Here is a 19,883-nt window from a genome sequence, read left to right as displayed (position 1 = left end):
CACTGGGCGGATGCCGCCGCTACACCACGGTGCGTGTGCTCTCCCCGGCGTTGACCTCAAACGCGATCGTTCCGGCGCGGTAGCGGTCCTCCCCCAGTTCAACGGCACGGCCATCGCGTGTTGTCGTGACCCGGCTGACCTGCAGCAGCGGGCTGGAGCGCCGCACCCCCAGAAGTTCGGCGTCCTGCTGCGAGGCGGCAACGGCCTCGATCCGGTGGTGCCCCAGCGCAACGTGGATCCCCGCGGCGGCCAGCGCCGCCGTCGTCGACGGTCCGTCATCCGGGAACTGCTCGATCACCGGCGCGGCCCACGGCGCCCAAACGGAGCGCTCCACCATCACAGATGTGCCATCCAGAGTGCGCACCCTGGTGAAACAGAGCAGCGGCTCATCAAGCCGGATGCCCAGCGTTTGGGCTTCGCGGGCTGTCGCCCCTCGATGCCCGCGCTCGGTGACCAGGCCTCCCGGAACCCGGCCACCCGCCTGCGCCCATTGGGCGAACGACTGCATCCGGTCAAGCTCCTGCATCTGGTGCGGCGCCTGGGCAAACCAGCCTCCCCGCGGGCTGGAGCGGACCAGCGACTGCCTCGCCAGCTGCGCCATGGCCCGGCGCACCAGGGAACGCGTGACGCCGAACTCCGCCGCCAGGGCTGCCTCGCTCGGGAGCCGGCTGCCGACGGCGAACTCCCCGGCGATGATGCGCCGCCGCAGCTCGGCGGAGATCAAGGCATATTGGGCCGTCATGCCCCCCATCCTCCCAGAGATTCCGCCACAGTTTCCGTGGTCTGCGGTCTGTGGTCCGTGCAACAATTTCCCCATGACGGCCCGTCTCTACGACCTCACCTCCTCCTGGACGATTCCGAACACCCAGCAGGAGGTGTGGGATGTCATAGCAGATCCCGACATGTCCTGGCCCGACTGGTGGCGGGGATGCACAGTGGCGCGTCCGCCGGTGCGGGGGGACGGTGCCGGGAGCTCTGCCGAGGAGCGGCTGCTGGCGACGACGTCCACCTTTCGTTTCAAGGCATCCCTGGGCTACACCCTGACGGTGTCCTTCCACCCCACGAGCGTCAGGACCCCGCACGAGGTGGTGTTCGACGCCGGCGGGGATCTGGACGGGGTCGGCCGCGTGGTCCTGGCGCCCATCAATGCCACGGCGACAAAGATGGACATCGAATGGCGGGTGCGGACCACCAAACGGTGGATGGAGCTGCTCAAACCGGTGGCCGGCCCGGCGTTCACCTTCGCCCATGACGGGCTGATGCGCCGGGGCGAGGAAGGACTCACAGCCTTCCTGAGGGCCAGGACACAGCGCTAGCGGGCCTGGCGCCGGATGGCCAGACCCACGACAAACGCCCAGCCGAGGATCCCCGCCAGACAAAGCCGCTCGGCGAGTCCCAGCAGCCCCACCATGAATCCACCGCTGATTCCGAGCCACAGCAGCCCCAGGGAGGCCAAGGCCGCGAAGAACAGCGCACCCGGAACCGCCCGTGCCATTGGAGGGCTGCGGCGCAGCCACATGGTGAGCACAATGACGGCGGCCAGCGCCGCAAGGAACCCGAGACCGGCGATCCAGAGGTGGATGAGTCCAGTGGAAGTGTGGCTCCCGGAACCCATCTCGCTGCCGGGGCCGACGTCGGTGGGAAAGAACGGCAGGACGGCGGAGCTTGCCGCCCCGGCGGCGAGCAGCACCATGCCGGTCTGCCGCAGCCGTGTCGCCGGTCCGCTCCGGCCAATCGCCGCCACCAGAAAGAGCGTGGTGGCGGCCCGGCCCAGGAAGTTCAGTGCCATGATCCACCCAAACGGACCCACCGCGAGGTTGCTTTCCGCCTCGTGGATCACGCTGTAGTGCGGCGGCAGGAACCGCAGCACCACGTCCACCGCGATGTAGACCAGGACCCCAACCATGGCGGCCGTGGCATGCCGCCGCCGGGCTTCACGCCGACGGACGTCTACTGCGGTGGCCACTGTCATGCACCCCACCCTCGCACAGGAAGACCACCGGGGACGCAATCCATTTCGAGGCAGCAGCTGTGGCGGCTTTGCCCGGTCTGAACCCGCCACTACTGCTGCCTCGATTGGGGACTGTAACGGTCTAATCTTCGACGAGCGCCCAGCAGGCACCGGAAACAACCGCGGCTGGCGCAGCTAGCGCGGAGCCGAGGTTGAGCCGACGTGGAGTTCGAACCGGGGGGCAGCAGGAACTTCCGGCGACGTGCCGGCTGTGGCGATGTACCTGGCAGCAAGGCCGCCAAGTTCAACAAGGGGCAGGGTCATGGTGGTGAGCCCGAAGACGGCACCGCTGCGCGCGCCACCAATGCCCACCACTGAGACATCATCAGGAGTCTTGTACCCCGAACCCCACAGATGTGCGAGCACACCGACGGCCACCTCGTCATTGGCGCAGACAATCGCGTCGGGAAGCGGGCCCGACGCGATGAGCTGCGTGACCGCGTCCTTGCCCGACTCCTGGCTCATTCCCGACAAGCCCAGGACGTGGGGGTGCGCCTGCTCCTCGAACATCGCGGCACGGTAGCCGTCGATCCGTTGTTCAGCAGCCGAGAGGCCAGGAATCCCACCAATGAAGGCTATGTTCCGGTGGCCCAGTGAGAGCACGTAGCGGGTCAGCTCGTGGGCCGCAGCAACGTTGTCTATAACGATCTTTGTGGAATCAAACCCACGCGGCGCCAGCGCCACCACGCGCGTGCCGGACCGCACTGCGAGGTTGACCTCCCGGGCCAGCTCGGCAGTTCCGGGAGACCCCTCAATGTCGCTGCCGCAGAAAATGATTCCGGATACCTGGTGTTCCCTCAGGACGCGGAACTTGGTGCGCTCCTGGTCCGGGTCGCGGTTGGCGTTGGCCAAGATGGTGACGTATCCGTACTTCGCCGCTTCGATCTCAATGCCCCGGGTCATCTCGGCGAAGTACGGGTCGAGAATGTCGCTGGCAATGACCCCGATGATCTTGCTCCGCTGCTGTTTGAGGGCCTGCGCGGGAGCGCTGGGCGTGTAGCCCAGTGTCTGGGCGGCAGCCCGCACGCTGGCCTGCACGTCCCGTGACACCGGGTGATGCTGGGCCGAACCGTTGAGCACCCGCGATGCCGTGGCAACGGAAACGGAGGCAAGCTCGGCTATCTCGCGCAGTGTGGCCATTGTTCCGACTCCTTCGAGGTGGGCATCGCTCCAGTCTAGAGGGGCTGCTGGGCAACGATTCCGGCCGATCTGGGACATTGCTATTGACAGAGTGACCTGGCACTCACTAGCGTAATGGAAAACGTTCTCCACTGCTACCACCTGACTCTTAGACTTAGCGGCAAACGTTATCCATGTAGAACTAGACCTTCATTGCTTGACTCAAAGGAGAGACACCATGATTGACTTTTCAGAACCCTTCGATGTGATTGTCGTCGGCGCGGGCGCAGCGGGGCTTGCCACTGCCAACCGGGCCGTTGACCTCGGCGCCCGCGTCCTGCTGCTGGAGAAGGGCGACGCCGTGGGCGGATCCGCTGCCCTATCGGCGGGCATCCTCTGGACGGCACCGAATGTAGACGTTCTCCGCCGCATCCAGCCCGACGGCGACCCGGTCATCGGCCCGCTGGTGGTCAAGGGCTATGAGCAGGCCGTCGAGGACGTCCGCGCCGCCGGCGTCAGTGTCAGCGACGAGTGGCTCGACCACCTCGAATGGGGGCGTGCCTGCAAGATCAACATCCTTGACCTGTTCGCAAAGTGGACGGCTAAGGTCGACGGCAGCAGCGGCGGTGTCCTCACCAAGGTCAGCAACGTTGACCTCATCCTCGATGAAGGCCGGGTCGCGGGAGTCGCATTCGTCCACAATGGCGTAAACCGCACGGCGTTGGGCAAGGCTGCCGTGCTCGCCACCGGTGGATTCCAGGGCGACCCCGAGCTCAAGCAGAAGTTCATCGGCAACGGCGCCGACGACGTCGCCGTTCGCAGCAACCCGCATTCGGTGGGCGACGGTTTCCGTCTTGGCACCGCCGCCGGCGGTGCCGCCAGCCGCCACCTTTCCGGATTCTACGGCCACACACTCCCGAGCCCGCTGCCGGTCTCTCCCGAGGTGTTCCTCCGAATGACCCTCTACTTTTCCGCCTACGGCATCGTGGTCAATCGATTGGGACGGCGCTTCACGGACGAGTCACTGGGCGATGAGGTCTCCAACCAGTTTGTGGTGCGCCAGCCCGGCCAGCGTGGTGTGCTCATCTGGGACGACGAGGTGCAGCAGAAGCGCGCTTTGGCGGTTCCGTACCCCAGCGGAATGGCCTTGAACCGCCACGCCGAAGCAACGGCTCTCGGTGCCCGAACCGCGGAAACCGACACGCTCGAGGAACTGATGGACGTCATTGCCGGTTGGGGTGTGGACCGGGCCGGCCTCGCCACCACTCTGGAAAACTACCAGCAGGCCTCCGTCGGCGAATCGGTCGCCCTGGACGCGCCGCTGCCGGCCAATCCCAGCCCGTTGAAGACCGGCCCGTTCCGTGCCATTGAAATACAGCCGTGCATCACCATCCCGTTCGGCGGACTGCGGGTGGACGGCGACAGCCAGGTTCTGGACCGCGACAACAACCCCGTCCCGGGCCTGTTCGCCGCGGGCGCCGACGCGGGCGGTGCACAGGATCTGCGATATGTGGGAGGACTCGTCTTCGGATTCGTCTTTGGCCGGCGCGCCGCCGATGCCGCCCTGGCGCAGACCTCAGGGATGCTCGACGGCGGCCGTCTGGTGTCTGCGTCATGAGCACCCCAACCCTCACCCGGGCCGTCGCGTGGACGGGGGCCCAAACGCTCACCGTCGAGGATCGGGCGCCGTCGGCAACTGCAGCACCGGGCACGATCGTGGTCCGGGTCGAGAGCATCGGAGTATGCGGAACGGACATCAGCGTGTGGCGGGGCGACAATGCCAGGGTTGCCGCTGGAACTGTCATTGGCCACGAATTCGGCGGCACCATCGTGGACGTTGGAGAGCGAGTCCTCGGCTGGACCATTGGCCAGCACGTGGCCGTCGATCCCAACATTGTCTGCGGCGAATGCCGGGAATGCGCCACGGGCTCCCGCGGCCGGTGCCCCCAGCGCAAGTTGATGGGCATCGACATCGACGGCGGGCTCCAAAGCCACATCGCCATCGACCCGGCACGCGCCATCGACGTCGACGGCGCATCCGATCCGCGGGCCCTCGCCCTGGTAGAGCCCATCGCCGTCGGCGTCCATGCCTGCTCGCGTGCCGGGGTCACAGCCGGGGCACGGCTGGGCATCATCGGCGGCGGGGCGATCGGCATGGCCTGCGCCCTGCAGGCCCGCAACCTCCACGCCGGCAGCGTCACTGTCGTTGAACCTGATGAGGTCCGCCGGGCGACCATCGCAGAATACGGGGTCACGGCCATTGCCCCCGGGGAAGCACCGGCGGAGCGATGGGATGTCGCCATCGACACCGTGGGCCTTGGCTCCACCATCACCGCGGCCATGGACCTGGTTGAACCAGGTTCCAGGATTTGCGTCGTCGGCCTCGCCCACGGGGGGACGATGCCATCCGCGGCGGATCTTGTGCGCCGCGAGCTCACCCTCACCGGAACATTCTGCTACACCACGGAGGACCTCCACGTGGCCGCCGGGCTCGTCGCGCGCCACGGGCTCACCGCCCTCCCTGTCGATATCGTCCAGGGGCTCGACAGCGCGCCCGCCGCGATTGAAGCTTTTGCCCATGGACACCTTGGCCGAGGGAAAACCGTCATCATCCCCTAGTCCCCGCCTCGCCTCAATCGGCGCTGGAACAGACTGAATCTGCAATGAAGGAGAAGTCAGTGAACACCTCGACACAAGCCCCGGTGGCCCACCCACCACACAGCAAAAGCAAGAACAGTCCCGTCCGTGCAGCAGTGGCGAGCATGGCCGGCGGCACGCTGGAATACTACGACAACTACATCTACGCCCTGGCTGCGGCCCTTGTCTTCGGGAAAGTCTTCTTCCCCGAGGCCGGTGGGGTCGCGACGCTTGCAGCGTTGGCCACCTTCGCGGTCTCGTATGTGGCCCGCCCGATTGGCGCAATCCTCTTGGGGCACTTCGGAGACCGCATCGGCCGCAAGAAGGTGCTCGTGTTCATTCTCATCCTGATGGGAACGTGCACCTTCCTGGTCGGCTGCCTGCCCGGATACGCCCAGATCGGTGCGTGGGCGCCCATGCTGCTGATCACCCTGCGCATTCTTCAAGGAATCTCCGTCGGTGGCGAGACAGCGGCAGCCACCGTGCTGACCATCGAGGTTTCCCCGGAGGGACGCCGCGGATTCTTTACAAGTTCGGCTCCCAACGGCATCGTCGGCGGCTTCGTCCTGGCCACCCTCGTCTTCGTGCCGATCTCGGCGCTGCCCGAAGACCAACTGCTCAGCTGGGGGTGGCGTGTCCCGTTCCTGCTCAGTGCGCTCGTCACCATCGCCGGATTCATCATCCGTGCGAAGCTTTCCGAGCCCGAAGCCTTCCTCGAAGCCAAGGAGGATGACGCCCTGGTCAAGGTGCCGATCATTGAAGTCTTCCGCTCCCACTGGCGGGCCATTGTCCGTGTCACGTTCTGCTCGCTCGCATTCGCCATTGACACAGTGATCAAGGTCTTTGCACTGTCCTTCGCCACCACCGTCTACGACATCCCGCGCAGCACCATGCTGTGGGTCCTCATCGTCAGCCACGTGTGTGCGCTCATCACCCAGCCGTTCCTGGCGATGCTCTCGGACAAGATCGGGCGCAAGCCGGTGTTCATCGGCGGCAACATCGGTTGTGCCGTGATGATCTTTGGCTACTTCGCCGCGATCCAATCAGGCAACGTGCCACTGTTGTTCGCCACCGGGTTCCTCTCGGTTGCGTGCGCCTATGCGGCGATCAATGCCACCTACCCGTCGTTCTTCGCGGAGATGTTCAACCTCAAAGTCCGCCAGACCGGCATGGCTCTGGGCCTGCAGATCGGCCTGATCGCCGCCGGCTTCGCCCCGACGATCTACACAGCATTGACAGCAAGCAACCCGACCAACTGGATGCCTGTCGCGGTCATCTCGGCCATCATTGCCCTGATCGCCGTCGCCACGGCCCTCACGGCAAAAGAAACCTCCAAGGTGCCGCTGGACCAATTGGGTGCCGCGATCTCGACCTCCCGTTCGCCGTCTTCCTCCACCACCAAGAATCCAGGAGCCCACTCATGAGCCAGAACTTCCGCGTCGGGATCGTCGGTTGCGGAAACATCTCCGACAACCATTTCCAGTCCTATTCCGCCCTGTCCGGCGTCGACGTTGTCGGAGTCTGCGACGTCGACCTGGGGCGGGCGCAGGCCTTCGCAGGCGAACGCGGCATTGCACATGCTGTTGGCTCCGTCCGCGAACTGATCGCCCTGGGCATCGACGCCTTGAGCGTCTGCACGCCGCATCCGACACATGAGGCTGTCGTGGTCGAAGCGGCGGAGGCCGGGGTGCACATTCTGTGCGAAAAGCCGATCGCCACCGACGCCGCCTCGGCCGAACGGATGGTCGAGGCCGCAGACAGGAACAATGTCACCCTCGGAGTGGTATTCCAGCGCCGCTTCTGGCCCGGAGCCCAGGCTCTGCGGGCGGCCATCGACGACGGCCGCCTGGGCCAGCCGATGCTCGGCCACTGCCAGGTGCTCCTGCACCGCGGCACCGACTACTACGACGCCGCCCCCTGGCGCGGCACCTGGGCCGCGGACGGCGGTGGGGTGCTTATGACCCAGGCCATCCACAACATCGACCTCCTCCAGTGGTTCATGGGCGACCCCGTGGAAGTCAGCGCAAAGGCCGGCACCTTCGTCCTTGGCGGCACCATCGAGGTTGAAGACACCGCCGCAGCCCTCATCACCTTTGCCTCCGGGGCCATCGCCACCCTCAGTGCCACGGTGGCTGCATCCCCGAATCTGGGCACCCGCATCATCGTGACCGGGAGCAACGGGGCGACAGTGAACGTCACCGAGTACCCGGAGGGTTCCGACGCCATCAACGACCTGTGGACCGTGCCCGGGGAGGAACACGTCGGAACCGTGTTTGCCGACGGCCTCAGCGGGGACGTCCCGGTTGCCGAGGTCAATGCACGGCTCCTGCCCCTGCACCGTCTCCAGGTCGCAGACTTCGTGGACGCCGTCCGCGCCGGCCGGGCACCAGCCGTCAGCGGCAGCGAGGCTCTGAAATCCCTGCAGATCGTCGCCGCCGTCTACGAGTCGGCCCGGGCCGGCCGCCCCGTCAGCATCGGCACCGGCACCACGGCGGGCGGATCGCCGCGGTTCCCGCACCTGGAACCCTTTGCCGCCGACGCAATGGCAAGCCGATGAGCCACCCCGCCCAGGAAGGCAAAACCATGGAACTGAGCCTCAACCAGGCCACCACCCGCCCGTACCCGCTGGTTGCGATAGCGGAAGCGGCAATGCGGGCCGGCATCCGCCACATCGGCCTCTGGATTGAACCGGTGGAAGAGATCGGCATGGCCCGCACCAAGCGCTTGCTCGCCGACACCGGCCTGTCCGTCAGCTCGGTCTGCCGGGCCGGATTCGTCGCCGACAAGGAAGGGGCCGAGCTGCGGGCGGCGATCGACGGCGTCAAACGGGCGCTGGACCTCTCGTACGACGTCGGCAGCCCCATGCTCACCTTCATCGCCGGCGGCCTTCCTGCCGGCGACCGCGGCATCCGCAGCGCCGAACTGCGGGTGCGCGCCGCTTTGGAGGAACTTGAACCGCATGCCCGGGCAGCCGGGGTGAGGCTGGCACTGGAACCGTTGCACCCGCTCTTCGTCGGCAGCCGCAGCGTTGTCACCACCATCGCCCAGGCGCTGCGCGTTGTGGCGGGGCTTCCCGTCGAGTCCGTCGGAATCCTCATCGATTCCTACGCCACATTCTGGGATCCCAACTTCCATGACGACGTCGCTGCGGCCGGAGCGCGCATCGCCGGCTACCAGGTCAGCGACTTCGCCCTGCCCCTGCCGACGCCGGAGAACATGTTCGGCCGCCTCTTTCCCGGCGACGGCGAGACCGATTTCGCCCCCCTCACCGCGTCGATCCGCCGCGCGGGGTTCACCGGCCCCGTCGAGGTCGAGATCTTCAACGAGGACATCTGGAAGCTGCCGTTGGAAACGATCATCAGCCGCACCGTGGACGGTTTCAAGCGCCATGTCGGCGAGCCCCTCAACGAATTGGAGCGCCAACCCGTATGAAAACCCTGACCACCATCGAGCTTCCCGCCGCCACCGGCCGGCGCCGCACCATCGAACTCCGCGAATCGGCCGTGCTGGACACCCGCAGCACTCCGCCCACCTCGCGCATCGCCTACGCCGCCGGCCACGTCGTGGCCGATCCGCTCCGCTCCAGCACCGGATCACCGACAGCCATTGACTGGGACGCCACCCTGAACATCCGGCATTCGCTCTGGAACCTCGGCCTTGGCGTCGCGGAGAGCATGGACACCGCACAGCGGGGCATGGGGCTCGGCCCTGCAACGGCGCTCGATCTCGCACGGCGCACACTGGCCGAGGCGAAAAGCGCTGGCGGTTCCGTCGTCGTCGGCATCGCCACCGACCAGCTGGACCCCACTGCCCATTCGCTCGAAGAAGTCACCGATGCCTACATCGAACAACTCGACGAGATCGAGGGCGCCGGCGGCAGCGTTGTCATGATGGCCAGCCGCCACCTTGCCCGCACGGCAAACAACGCAGACGACTACCTCACCGTCTACGCCAAGGTGTTGGACGCGGCCAGGCGCCCCGTGATCCTGCACTGGCTTGGCTCAATGTTCGATCCAGCATTGGAAGGGTACTGGGGAAGCCACGCCATTGCGGAAGCGACCGAAACCGTTCTCACACTCATCCGGTCAAAGACGGACAAGATCGCCGGAATCAAGGTCTCGCTGCTCGACAAGGATCATGAGATCAGCCTCCGCCGCAGGCTCCCGGCAGGCGTCCGCCTGTTCACCGGCGATGACTTCAACTACGCCGATCTCATCGCCGGGGACGACCATGGCCACAGCGATGCCCTGCTGGGTGCATTCGCCGCGGTCCCCCGCTTCGCCTCGGCAGCGTTCGCCAAGCTCGACGACGGCGATGTGGCCGGGTTCCGCCGCATCCTCGAACCCACCGTCCCGCTCAGCCGCCTCATTTTCGAAGCCCCGACCCAGTACTACAAGGTCGGCGTCGTTTGGCTCAGCTACCTCACCGGATGGCAGAACCATTTCCGCATGATCGCCGGCCTGGAATCCGGCCGCTCGCTCCTGCACCTCTCGGATCTCTTTGAATCCGCCAACAGCATCGGGCTGTTCCCTGATCCCGAACTGTCCGCCGCACGCGCAACCGCCTACTTCCAAGCACAGGGAGTCTGAGCCAATGTCCACCCCCAATGGCACCGCCCTGACGATGTCCGGCCTTGGCTGCCTGGTTGTCGGCGCCGCCTCCGGCATCGGCCAGGCGACGGCGCAATTGCTCAGCACCAAGGTGGGCCGCGTGGTCGGAGCCGACCTTCCATCGGCCACCTGGCCCAATGCCGCGGCCCAGTATCCGCAGCTGCCCATCGACATCTCCGACCCCGGCTCCGTCCACGAGGCTGTTGAAAAGGCAATCTCCTTGGTTGGCCGTCTAGATGTTGTCATCAACACGGCCGGGATCCTCGGGAAGATCCAACCCTCCAGCGAGGAAACGCTCGAAGAGTTCGAGCGGCTGGTCCGCATCAATCTTGTGGGGGCGTTCTCGCTGTCCCAGGCGGTGCTCCCCGTAATGGCGGCCAACGGCTTCGGCCGGCTTGTCCACTTTTCATCGACAGCTGGAAAGGAAGGCGTGGCGGGGATGACGGGGTATTCCGCCAGCAAGGCGGGAATCACGGGCCTCGTGAAGGCCTTGGCGAAGGAATACGCCACGTCTGGAGTGACAGTCAATGCGATCGCGCCAGGGAAGATCGACACCCCACTCGTCAGTGCGCTGCCGCCAACCGAAGCAGATCTGCAACGCATCCCGATGCACCGCCTGGGGACGGCAGAGGAGGCAGCGGCGCTGGTCGAATACATCATCTCTCCGGCTGCGTCCTACACCACGGGGTTCATCTACGACCTCTCCGGAGGCAGGGCCACCTACTGACGGCATCAAATCGCGGCCGGACCTCGCCGGTCGATAAGCCGCATGGCCCGGAGGGAATGGGCCCAAGCCTCAAGCAGAAAAAAGGCCCCGTTCCCTTGCCAGTGCAAGGAACCGGGGCCTTTCAGACGGAGCCCCCTGCCGGATTCGAACCGGCGACCCCCTGTTTACAAGACAGGTGCTCTGGCCAACTGAGCTAAGGAGGCATGCACCGCGTGCCGTGCGGCCCCCAGGCCACAGACACGCACCATTGGCGCTAGACAAGATTAGCCCAGGCAGGCACCGATCACGAAAACAGGCCGGGCCCGCAGCGAATGCTGCGGGCCCGGCCTGTTGTACAGGGGAACGAAATTACTTCTTGGCGTCCACAATCGCCGTGGCGAAGGTGCCGAAGTCGCCGGTGCTCCACTGCTGGCCGTCAACGAACACGGTGGGCGTGCCGTTGATGCCGTGCGAGGTGGCGCTGGCGGTGGTGAAGGCCGCGTACGGACGGTACGTCTTGGAGTCGACACAGTTGCCGACGTCAACGCCGGCGTCGGAGGCGATCTTCTTTAGCTGGTCGTTGGAGAGGCCGGGGCCGTTCTCCGCAGGCTGCTGGGCGAAGAGGGCATCCATGAAGGTCTTGTACTTGTCCGGAGCCGTGTTCACGACGCAGGCGGCAGCTGCGGCGGCACGCGAGGAGTAGTTGGTGGTGGTGTAGACGTCCAGCAGACCGGTCGGGCGGTACTCAACGGTGGCCTTGCCCGCGTCCTGCCACTGCTTCAGCTGGCCGGAGAAGGTGTCCTCGAAGTTCTTGCAATGCGGGCAGAGGAAGTCGATGTACGCCACAATCTGCACGGGCTTGCCGTCGCCGGAGTTGGCAATGCCAAGTCCTTCAAGGTCGGTAGCGGCGGCCGGGGCCGTGGCCGGCGCTGCGGGCAGCGTGGCCTTGTCCACGGTCGTGGCAGTGGTCGTCGGCGGTACGACGGCGTTGTTCGCGGCCAGGGTGACGCCGCCGTAGGCGTTGGCGTTGGCCGGAACGGAACCGGAGTTGGCGATGGGCTCGGCGGTCTTCTGGGCCTGCACAATGAACAGGGCCACAATCACGACAACTGCCACGGCGGCCACCAGGACACCGCCGCGGATCAGCCAGCTGTTGCGCTTTTCCTTTTTGGCCTGCGCCTCGCGGATGACGCGGGCCTGTTCGCGGGCCTGGGCGGTGCGTTCGGCTTTCGACAGCCGTGAGTCATCGTTCTTCTGGCTCATATTTCCTCGTGTCTGTGGGCGCGGACTGCACCGCGCGACGGCATCTGGTTCAGTCTAGGCGAGAAACCTTGAAGCAAGCTTGTAGTCCGCAGCCAGGGCCACCCGGTGCTGTGAAAGGGCTACTCTGGGACAAAGTAACCCTCAAATGAGTGGGAGCAACGGTTGCCGAATCCTCAAACCCGTCCGAGCCAGATCGTCCGCCAAGGTCCACCACCGCCGCAGGCCGTCCGGGGACACTACGACTTCGTCGTGGTGTCCAACCGCCTGCCCGTGGACAGGACCACCGACGACGACGGCGGCCATGGCTGGCGCCGTTCCCCCGGCGGTCTGGTGACGGCGCTGGCCCCGGTGATGGCCGGGCACGACGGCGCGTGGGTGGGCTGGCACGGTGCCCCGGACGAAACGCTGGAACCTTTCGACAACGAGAATATGCACCTGGTGCCGGTGCCGTTGTCCTCCGACGAGGTTGAGCTGTATTACGAGGGCTTCTCCAATGCGTCCCTGTGGCCGCTGTACCACGACGTCATTGCACCGCCCGAGTTCCACCGCACCTGGTGGGATGCCTACCACCAGGTCAACATGCGCTTTGCCGAGGCCGTGGCCACGGCCGCATCGGAGGGCGCCACCGTCTGGGTGCAGGACTACCAGCTGCAGCTGGTCCCGCGCTATCTGCGCCAGCTCCGCCCCGATCTGATGATCGGCTTCTTCAACCACATCCCGTTCCCTCCCCCGGAGATCTTCGCCCAGCTGCCCTGGCGCCAGTCGATCCTCGAGGGTCTGCTGGGCGCTGACCTGATCGGATTCCAGCGGCCCAACGACACTTCCAACTTCCTGCGCTGCTCGCGCCGCTTCCTGGGCGCCACCGTCAAGGCCCGGCATGTGAACCTCGAATCCCCCGGCGAAAGCCAGCCGCGCGCCTCCCGTGCCGAGCCCTTCCCGATCTCCATCGATGTCGGGCGCATCCAGGAGCTGGCCGTCCGGCCCGATGTCATTGCCCGGGCCAAACAGATCCGCGAGGATCTGGGCAACCCGAAGACCATCCTGCTGGGCGTGGACCGCCTCGACTACACCAAGGGCATCCCCCACCGGCTGAAGGCCTACGGCGAACTGCTCCACGACGGCCTGATCAAGGTGGAGGACGCCTCGCTCATCCAGGTGGCCAGCCCCAGCCGCGAGCGTGTGGAGAGCTACCGGCTGCTGCGCGAGGAGGTGGATGGCATGGTGGGCCGGATCAACGGCCAGTACGACACCATGCAGAACACGGCCATCCGCTATCTGCACCACAGCTACCCGGTGGAGGAGATGGTGGCCCTCTATCTGGCCGCCGACGTCATGCTGGTCACCGCGCTGCGCGATGGCATGAACCTGGTGGCGAAGGAGTATGTTGCCGCGCGGGTGAACAACACCGGGGCCCTGGTGCTCAGCGAGTTCACCGGCGCCGCGGACCAGCTCAAGGCCGCGCTGCTGGTCAACCCCCACGACATCGACGGCCTCAAGGAGACCATCACCAAGGCCATCGGCCTGCGTCCGGCCGAGGCCAGCCGGCGGATGCGCGCCATGCGCCGCCAGGTGCTGGACCACGATGTGCAGCGCTGGTCGCGGGACTTCCTGTCCACGCTGGCCGGCATGGCCGCCGAGCGGTCCCACGGCCGGGACGCGGAGCAGCCCAGTGGCCTCTGACGGCGCCGTGGCAATCCCCGCGGATTTGCAGCACGCCATCGCCGCGCTCGCGCAGACCGAGCGGCTGCTCGTTGCCTTGGATTTCGACGGCACCATGTCCCCCTTGGTGCCGCGCCCCGAGGACGCCCGGCCGCTGCCGGCGTCGGCCACCGCATTTGCCGCACTGTCGGCCCTGCCGGGGACGACGACGGCGCTCATCTCCGGGCGGGCGCTGGCCAGTCTGCGGCTGGTTGCCGGCCCGCCGGCAGCGACCCTGCTGGTAGGCAGCCATGGCGCCGAGGTCTGGCTGGGCCCCGGCGCCGCACCGCTGGAGCTTTCCGATGCCGAACAGGATGCACTGTCACGGGTGGTGGCGGCGCTGGAGGCCGTGGCCGCCGAGCACCCCGGCACCGCCGTTGAATACAAACCTGCCGGCGCCGTGCTGCACACCCGCCAGGCCGATGACGCCGTCGGCGACTCCGCCATTGCCGCGGCCCGGTCGGCGCTCACTGCGGGCTCCGGCATCCACCTCACCGATGGCAAGCGCGTGCTGGAGGCCGCCGTCGTCCGCGCCGACAAGGGGCAGGGGCTGGGCCTGCTGCGGGATGCCGCGGCGGCCACGGCCGTCTTCTTTGCCGGCGACGATGTCACGGATGAGCATGCCTTTGCCGCACTGGGCACCGGTGACGTGGGCGTCAAGGTGGGTCCCGGAGAAACAGCAGCGGGGTACAGGATCCCCTCCCCGGCCGGGCTTCCGGCCGTGCTGGAGCAGCTGCTGGCCGGCCGGGAACGATGGAGCCGAACGCAACAATAAGCATTTGGTATACCCAAATGCACTCAGCGCTGCCGATTTTGGGCTTTTGGCGGTAGCCTTGCCATGTTTGGAATACAAAACACTCCCTCCCATGGTGAAAGGCTTCTTCATGTCTTCAACAGTCCTCCGGCAGGTCCGCCCCTGGGGCGGCGAGCTCAGCGACGTCGTACTGGCCGATGGCCGCATTGCCGCCATCACCGCCTCCGGCTCCGATTCCGGCCAGGGCCCGGCGGCGCAGCTGGGCGGCGTCGTCGTGGAGGGCCGCGGCCGTCTGCTGATCCCTTCCTTCTCCGATGTCCACGTGCACCTGGATTCCACGCGCCTGGGGCTGCCGTTCCGTGAGCACACCGGAGCTCCGGGCGTGTGGGGCATGATGATGAACGACCGCAACAATTGGCGCGATGCCGAGGCGTCCATGGGTGAGCGCACCGAAACCACGCTGCGCATGATGATTGAGCGTGGAACCACCCGGGTGCGCGGCTACGCCCAGGTGGACATGGACTGCGGGCTGGAACGCTTCGAGGCCGTGGCCGCCGCCCGCGAGACCCACAAGGACCGCGCCGAGGTGAAGATCATCGCCTTCCCCCAGGCCGGCCTGCTGTTGGAGGACGGCAGCGCCGCGCTGATCGAGGAGGCGCTGAAGAACGGCGCCGACGTCATGGGCGGCATCGACCCGTGCACGCTGGACCGGGACCCGGTGCGCCACCTGGACATCGTCTTTGGCCTGGCCGAGAAGTACCAAGTGCCCATCGACATCCACCTGCACGAGCCCGGCGAGCTGGGGCATTTCAGTGCCGATCTCATCGCCGAGCGCACCAAGGCGCTGGGCATGCAGGGCAACGTCACCATCTCGCACGGCTACCCGCTCTGGGGCGTCAGCGAGGCTCACACCCGCCGGCTGATCGAAACCTGGGCCGAGTTGGACATCTCCACCGCCACCGTTGCCCCGGGCGGCCGCTACCAGCTTCCGTTGGCGGACCTTGTTGCTGCGGGCGTTCGGGTGGGTCTGGGCGAGGACGGCCAGCGCGACTACTGGTCCCCCTACGGCAACGCCGACCTGCTGGACCGCACCTGGCAGCTCGCCTTCGCCAACGGCTTCCGTGCCGATGATTTGTTGGGGCACGCCCTGGCCATTGCCACCGTGGGCGGCGCCTCCATCCTGGACCCCAGCGTCCCGCGCCTGGCCTCGACGGCGGACCGCCCCGGCACCGCTGTCGGCGATCCCGCGGAGCTGGTCATCGTCGAGGGCGAATGCGTCAGTGCCGCCGTCATGGACCGCTCCCTGGACCGCACGGTGATCCACCGGGGCCGGGTGGTGGCCGACCAACTCCAGCTGGTCTAGCTCCGCACCTGCTGGCCGCGCACCGCCGCCGCGCCGGCCACGACCAGCAGGGCGGCGAAGCCGGCCAGCAGCAGAACGGGCAGAGCCCAATCGCCCGTCATCTGGTGGAGGCCGCCAATGAGCGCCGGGCCGCCGGCCGCGAGCGCGAAGCCGCCGCCCTGGCTGAGCGCGGACATGGCACCGGCGGTGGCCGGATCCGCAGACCGCAGCACCACCAGTGCCACCGCCATGCCAAAGGCGGCGCTTTCGGCCGCCCCCAGGAAGCCCACCACCGCGAACAGCGAGGGCCCGTCGGCCACCATCAACCAGAGGAAGCCCGCCAGCACCGCCACGCCAATGGCCGCGGGCAGGATGCGCAGCCAGCCCGGACGGCTGGCCAGCACCGGCATCAGGAAGGTGGGCACGACGCCCGCCACACTGAACCAGGCCAGCATCAGGGCGGCATCGGCCGGCGTGGCTCCCCGGCCCACCAGCAGGCTGGGCAGCCACGCCGTCACGGAGAAGTACATCAGGGCCTGCAGGCCGAAGTAGAACATCAGGGCCACCGCGACCGGCTGCGCCAGCAGGACGCGCAGCGTGCCGGGGCCGGATGCTGACACGGCTCCCCTGTTGGAACCGGCTGGTGCCGGAGCCGGACCCTGCCGGTTCCGGCTTGCGGCCAGGAACACGAGCGCCGCAGCTGCGAGCGCCGGCACGGACCACAGGGCCAGCGCCGTTTCCAGCGACCCACCCGCCAGTCCCTGCAGCGGCCTGATGAGGCCGGCGCCAAGGGCCGCCCCCACGCCAAAGCCCACGGAGGCCAGCCCGGTCCACCAGCCATTGGCTCCGTACTGTTTGAGCGCCTGGGGCACCAGCACACTGACCACCATGATCGCGGCACCGCTGGCAAAGGTGGCCGGGAGCAGCAGCGGCCCCGCCAGCACCCGGGCCACCAGCGCCGCGCCGAGGGCAGTCAGCGCCCAGCCCATGGTCCGCTCCACACCAATCCGCCGCGCGAGCACGCCGGCCAGCGGAGCCGTGGCGCCAAAGGCCAGCACCGGCAGCATGCTCAGCAGCAGGAGCTGGAGCCCATCAAGGGCAAAATGCCGGCCGGCATCCTCCAGCACCGCCGCCATGGTGGTGATGGCGGGCCGCAGATTCAGCGTGGCCAGCAGCAGCGCCACCAGGCTCAGGGTCCGCCCGCGCAGGGCGGCCGGAGCACTGCGGACCGGTGCTGTGGCCGTGGTGGTCTGCTCAAGAACTGTCATCTTATTTGTATACCTAATTCTAAAACTTTTGACGCAGAGTGTCGTATTTCCGGGACCTGCAGATCCAATGGCTATAAGTTTGGCATACCAAATTGACTTTTCCGCATAGACTGCCACCACCACGCCACGACACCAAGGAGCCCCGCCATGCGCACGTCCCTCACCGCCAGCCACGTCCTGGGCCATCGGAATGGCAGCCATGTCCTGTTCCGCGACGCCACGGTCGTGTACGAGGATGACGTCATCGTGCACGTCGGCCATGGCTTCAAGGGTGCCGTGGACGAGTCCATCGATCTGGGCCATGCGCTGCTGGCGCCGGGCCTGATCGATCTGGATGCGCTCACGGACATCGACCACCTGCTGCTGGACTCCTGGCACAGCAGCGAGGCGGCCAAGGGGCTCACCTGGTCCGGCGACTACTTCACCAACCGCCGCCGCGATGTCTTTTCGCCCCAGGAGCGCCAAACCATCCGCCGCTATGCGCTGGTCCAGCTCGCCCTGCACGGCATCACCACCTACATGCCCATCGCCTCGGAGGTGCATAGCGCTTGGGCCGAAGATTTGCCGGAGCTGGTGGGCATGGCTGAGACCTCCCGGGAGCTGGGCCTGCGCGGCTATCTGGGCCCGGCCTACCGTTCGGGGGTCAACATCATCGACGACGACGGCGTCCGCACCGTCCTGTTCGACCCACCCCTGGGTGAGGCGGGGTTGGCGGATGCCCTGGCCTTCCTCGACTACGCGGATGCGTTGGACGATCCGCTGGTGACGGGCGTGCTGCTGCCCTGCCGCATCGAGACACTCACCCCGGAATTGATGCGGGCCACAGCCCAGGCCTCGGCCGAGCGCAATGTCCTGGTACGCCTGCACAGCCTTCAGGGCATGGCCGAGCGGGACTATTTGGCCGAGGCCCACAGTTCGACGCCCCTTCAGATGATGGCTTCCGCCGGGCTGCTCAATGACCGCCTGCTGGTCCCCCACGGCATCCTGATCGACCGCCACCGAAGCATCTTTGGCGAGGACCGCGGCGATCTGGCCACCCTGGCTGCGGCGGGCGTTTCCGTCATCCACTGCCCGCAGACCTCCTTCCGCTACGGCAGCGTGCTGGATTCCTTCAGTGTCTACAAGGAAGCAGGCATCAACCTCTGCCTCGGCACCGACTCCTTCCCGCCGGACCTCGTCCGCGGCATGGATGCCGGCGTGCACCTGGCCAAGCTGGCCGACCGCCGCTCGGATTCCGCCCCGGCGTCGGACTACTTTGATGCAGCCACCCTTGGCGGCGCGGCGGCCCTGAAGCGCCCGGACCTGGGCAGGCTGGAGCCCGGTGCCCAGGCGGACATCGTCGCCTTCTCGCTGTCCGATTTCCGCGACGGCGTCATCGACGACCCCCTGCGCACGCTGCTGCTCAATGGCACGGCGCGCAACGCCGTCCATTCGGTGGTGGCCGGACGCACGGTCATGGCCAACGGCACCCTGCCCGGCGTCGACCTCCCGGCCCTGGCAGCGGCTGCCCAGCCCATCTTCGAGAAGATGCGCGGCGCCTACAGCGAGCGCGATTGGCGCGGACGCAGTGCCGCTGAGCTCTTCCCGTCCAGCTATCCGGCGGCAGACTAGCCCCACCCGCGCGCCGGTGCCCTTATGCTGGCAATCGCACGGCCACCCATTTGCAGCGGAGGAAACCATCCATGGACCATCACGGCACCGAGTCCGACGGCGACCTTCAGAGTTCGCTGGCGGCCCAGACATACCTGCGGATCAGCGGGAAGATCATCAGCGGCGAATACCCTCCGGGGCACCGGCTGCGGGAACGTGAAATCTCCGAGGACCTGTCGGTGTCGCGCGTCCCCATCCGCGAGGCGCTGCCCCAGCTGGAGGTCGACGGCTACATCACCACCTACCCGCGCCGCGGCGCCGTCGTCCGCGCCTTCACCCTGAAGGACGTCGGCGAGCTCTTCGACCTCCGGCTCAATCTGGAGGTCTTTGCCGCCCGCAAGGCCGCCGAGGCCGTTGCCGACGGATCCCCTGCGGACCGCATGGCGGAACTGGTGGTGCAGGGCGGCGCTGCCACCGACGCCAACGATGTGCCGCGGATCGCCGAATGCAACACCGCCTTCCATGCGGAGATCATCGCGATGAGTGGCAGTTCCCTGCTGGAGACCACCATGCGCCCGCTGCTCGGGCGGCTGCGGCGCCTGTTCGCCCTGACCAGCGAACGCGACCCGCAGGCCCAGTACACCGAGCACCGCGCCCTGTGCGAGGCCATCGCCGCGGGCAAGCCGGACCTGGCCGCGGCGCTGGCCTACGCCCACGTTGAGCTGGGCCGCGAACCAACAGTTGCCCGGCTGGTGGGCGTCCTTCCGCCCGAATAGCGTCCGTATGATGGACGCGGGGGTGAAATGTGACGGAGCACACCGTGGCGTATGTCATACTCATACTCGTTGGCTTAACCGCCAATGAAAAACTGAATACTCACCATTC

18 protein-coding genes and 1 tRNA gene are annotated in these 19,883 nt (G+C 67.0%); 13 read left to right on the top strand and 6 right to left on the bottom strand.

The features are described from left to right. Positions 1 to 19 precede the first annotated feature (19 nt). A complete protein-coding gene (locus K254_RS0120480; RefSeq protein WP_026556901.1) occupies positions 20 to 742 on the bottom strand; it encodes a GntR family transcriptional regulator in 723 nt (240 codons plus the stop codon). A 73-nt stretch (positions 743 to 815) separates the two neighbouring features. On the opposite strand from K254_RS0120480, the gene K254_RS25070 reads away from it, so the two are divergent. Continuing rightward, positions 816 to 1,316, top strand: a complete 501-nt coding sequence (locus K254_RS25070) for a hypothetical protein (protein WP_026556900.1) — start codon at positions 816 to 818, stop codon at positions 1,314 to 1,316. Here K254_RS25070 and K254_RS24525 read toward each other — a convergent pair. Together K254_RS24525 and K254_RS24520 are read right to left on the bottom strand one after the other, a co-directional pair. Continuing rightward, a complete protein-coding gene (locus K254_RS24525; RefSeq protein WP_081710291.1) occupies positions 1,313 to 1,972 on the bottom strand; it encodes a DUF998 domain-containing protein in 660 nt (219 codons plus the stop codon). The two genes, K254_RS25070 and K254_RS24525, sit on opposite strands and share 4 nt — an antisense overlap. A 174-nt stretch (positions 1,973 to 2,146) precedes the next feature. After that, positions 2,147 to 3,151: a LacI family DNA-binding transcriptional regulator gene (locus K254_RS24520; protein ID WP_051389448.1), complete on the bottom strand. Its 1,005-nt coding sequence runs from the start codon at positions 3,149 to 3,151 to the stop codon at positions 2,147 to 2,149. A gap of 217 nt (positions 3,152 to 3,368) precedes the next feature. On the opposite strand from K254_RS24520, the gene K254_RS0120460 reads away from it, so the two are divergent. The 7 genes from K254_RS0120460 to K254_RS0120430 are packed head-to-tail and all read left to right on the top strand — an operon-like array spanning position 3,369 to position 11,104. Then, positions 3,369 to 4,748 carry an FAD-dependent oxidoreductase gene (locus tag K254_RS0120460; protein ID WP_026556899.1) on the top strand — a complete coding sequence of 460 codons (1,380 nt, stop codon included), beginning with the start codon at positions 3,369 to 3,371 and terminating at the stop codon, positions 4,746 to 4,748. Further along, positions 4,745 to 5,749, top strand: a complete 1,005-nt coding sequence (locus K254_RS0120455; RefSeq protein WP_026556898.1) for a zinc-dependent alcohol dehydrogenase — start codon at positions 4,745 to 4,747, stop codon at positions 5,747 to 5,749. The genes K254_RS0120460 and K254_RS0120455 overlap by 4 nt, the downstream gene beginning before the upstream one ends. 59 nt (positions 5,750 to 5,808) lie before the next feature. Continuing rightward, positions 5,809 to 7,191 carry an MFS transporter gene (locus K254_RS24515; RefSeq protein ID WP_196811023.1) on the top strand — a complete coding sequence of 461 codons (1,383 nt, stop codon included), beginning with the start codon at positions 5,809 to 5,811 and terminating at the stop codon, positions 7,189 to 7,191. Beyond that, positions 7,188 to 8,324: a Gfo/Idh/MocA family protein gene (locus tag K254_RS24510; RefSeq protein WP_051389446.1), complete on the top strand. Its 1,137-nt coding sequence runs from the start codon at positions 7,188 to 7,190 to the stop codon at positions 8,322 to 8,324. The genes K254_RS24515 and K254_RS24510 overlap by 4 nt, the downstream gene beginning before the upstream one ends. Further along, on the top strand, positions 8,321 to 9,199 hold the full coding sequence (locus tag K254_RS24505) for a sugar phosphate isomerase/epimerase family protein (RefSeq protein ID WP_051389445.1): 879 nt from the start codon (positions 8,321 to 8,323) through the stop codon (positions 9,197 to 9,199). The genes K254_RS24510 and K254_RS24505 overlap by 4 nt, the downstream gene beginning before the upstream one ends. Before the next feature lie 5 nt (positions 9,200 to 9,204). Next, positions 9,205 to 10,356: a dihydrodipicolinate synthase family protein gene (locus K254_RS0120435; protein ID WP_026556897.1), complete on the top strand. Its 1,152-nt coding sequence runs from the start codon at positions 9,205 to 9,207 to the stop codon at positions 10,354 to 10,356. 4 nt (positions 10,357 to 10,360) lie between these two features. Beyond that, positions 10,361 to 11,104, top strand: coding sequence for an SDR family NAD(P)-dependent oxidoreductase (locus K254_RS0120430; protein WP_026556896.1), 744 nt, complete (start codon positions 10,361 to 10,363; stop codon positions 11,102 to 11,104). 129 nt (positions 11,105 to 11,233) lie between these two features. On the opposite strand, the gene K254_RS0120425 is transcribed toward K254_RS0120430, so the two are convergent. Continuing rightward, positions 11,234 to 11,307 (bottom strand) — tRNA-Thr (locus K254_RS0120425). Positions 11,308 to 11,452: 145 nt separating this feature from the next. Next, on the bottom strand, positions 11,453 to 12,346 hold the full coding sequence (locus K254_RS0120420; RefSeq protein ID WP_026556895.1) for a DsbA family protein: 894 nt from the start codon (positions 12,344 to 12,346) through the stop codon (positions 11,453 to 11,455). A 192-nt stretch (positions 12,347 to 12,538) separates the two neighbouring features. Between K254_RS0120420 and K254_RS24500 the strand changes: the two genes are divergently transcribed. The 3 genes from K254_RS24500 to K254_RS0120405 all read left to right on the top strand — a co-directional run bounded on the left by K254_RS24500 (position 12,539) and on the right by K254_RS0120405 (position 16,161). After that, the gene (locus K254_RS24500) at positions 12,539 to 14,026 is read left to right on the top strand and encodes an alpha,alpha-trehalose-phosphate synthase (UDP-forming) (RefSeq protein ID WP_051389515.1); all 1,488 of its coding nucleotides are present in this window, start codon (positions 12,539 to 12,541) and stop codon (positions 14,024 to 14,026) included. Then, on the top strand, positions 14,016 to 14,819 hold the full coding sequence (otsB, locus tag K254_RS0120410; RefSeq protein WP_051389444.1) for a trehalose-phosphatase: 804 nt from the start codon (positions 14,016 to 14,018) through the stop codon (positions 14,817 to 14,819). The genes K254_RS24500 and otsB overlap by 11 nt, the downstream gene beginning before the upstream one ends. A 109-nt stretch (positions 14,820 to 14,928) precedes the next feature. Further along, on the top strand, positions 14,929 to 16,161 hold the full coding sequence (locus K254_RS0120405) for an amidohydrolase family protein (protein WP_035751168.1): 1,233 nt from the start codon (positions 14,929 to 14,931) through the stop codon (positions 16,159 to 16,161). Here the strand turns inward: K254_RS0120405 and K254_RS24495 are convergent. Continuing rightward, positions 16,158 to 17,408 (bottom strand): MFS transporter, encoded by a 1,251-nt coding sequence (locus tag K254_RS24495; RefSeq protein WP_081710286.1) that lies wholly within the window; start codon positions 17,406 to 17,408, stop codon positions 16,158 to 16,160. The two genes, K254_RS0120405 and K254_RS24495, sit on opposite strands and share 4 nt — an antisense overlap. A gap of 147 nt (positions 17,409 to 17,555) precedes the next feature. On the opposite strand from K254_RS24495, the gene K254_RS0120395 reads away from it, so the two are divergent. Continuing rightward, the gene (locus K254_RS0120395) at positions 17,556 to 19,019 is read left to right on the top strand and encodes a chlorohydrolase family protein (RefSeq protein ID WP_026556892.1); all 1,464 of its coding nucleotides are present in this window, start codon (positions 17,556 to 17,558) and stop codon (positions 19,017 to 19,019) included. Positions 19,020 to 19,090: 71 nt separating this feature from the next. Further along, positions 19,091 to 19,774 carry a GntR family transcriptional regulator gene (locus K254_RS0120390; RefSeq protein WP_081710285.1) on the top strand — a complete coding sequence of 228 codons (684 nt, stop codon included), beginning with the start codon at positions 19,091 to 19,093 and terminating at the stop codon, positions 19,772 to 19,774. Positions 19,775 to 19,883: the final 109 nt, after the last annotated feature.

The organism is Arthrobacter sp. 35W, assembly GCF_000482545.1.
In the GTDB taxonomy this organism is placed as follows: Bacteria; Actinomycetota; Actinomycetes; order Actinomycetales; family Micrococcaceae; genus Specibacter.
This window is presented reverse-complemented; position numbering and strand designations above follow the sequence as displayed.

Coding starts and splice junctions, on each gene's coding strand:
- K254_RS24525 (WP_081710291.1), bottom strand. CDS start 1,972: ATGACAGTGGCCACCGCAGTAGACGTCCGTCGGCGTGAAGCCCGGCGG.
- K254_RS0120480 (WP_026556901.1), bottom strand. CDS start 742: ATGACGGCCCAATATGCCTTGATCTCCGCCGAGCTGCGGCGGCGCATC.
- K254_RS0120395 (WP_026556892.1), top strand. CDS start 17,556: ATGCGCACGTCCCTCACCGCCAGCCACGTCCTGGGCCATCGGAATGGC.
- K254_RS24495 (WP_081710286.1), bottom strand. CDS start 17,408: ATGACAGTTCTTGAGCAGACCACCACGGCCACAGCACCGGTCCGCAGT.
- K254_RS24505 (WP_051389445.1), top strand. CDS start 8,321: ATGAGCCACCCCGCCCAGGAAGGCAAAACCATGGAACTGAGCCTCAAC.
- K254_RS0120405 (WP_035751168.1), top strand. CDS start 14,929: ATGTCTTCAACAGTCCTCCGGCAGGTCCGCCCCTGGGGCGGCGAGCTC.
- K254_RS24510 (WP_051389446.1), top strand. CDS start 7,188: ATGAGCCAGAACTTCCGCGTCGGGATCGTCGGTTGCGGAAACATCTCC.
- K254_RS0120455 (WP_026556898.1), top strand. CDS start 4,745: ATGAGCACCCCAACCCTCACCCGGGCCGTCGCGTGGACGGGGGCCCAA.
- K254_RS25070 (WP_026556900.1), top strand. CDS start 816: ATGACGGCCCGTCTCTACGACCTCACCTCCTCCTGGACGATTCCGAAC.
- K254_RS0120420 (WP_026556895.1), bottom strand. CDS start 12,346: ATGAGCCAGAAGAACGATGACTCACGGCTGTCGAAAGCCGAACGCACC.
- K254_RS24520 (WP_051389448.1), bottom strand. CDS start 3,151: ATGGCCACACTGCGCGAGATAGCCGAGCTTGCCTCCGTTTCCGTTGCC.
- K254_RS0120390 (WP_081710285.1), top strand. CDS start 19,091: ATGGACCATCACGGCACCGAGTCCGACGGCGACCTTCAGAGTTCGCTG.
- K254_RS0120430 (WP_026556896.1), top strand. CDS start 10,361: ATGTCCACCCCCAATGGCACCGCCCTGACGATGTCCGGCCTTGGCTGC.
- K254_RS0120460 (WP_026556899.1), top strand. CDS start 3,369: ATGATTGACTTTTCAGAACCCTTCGATGTGATTGTCGTCGGCGCGGGC.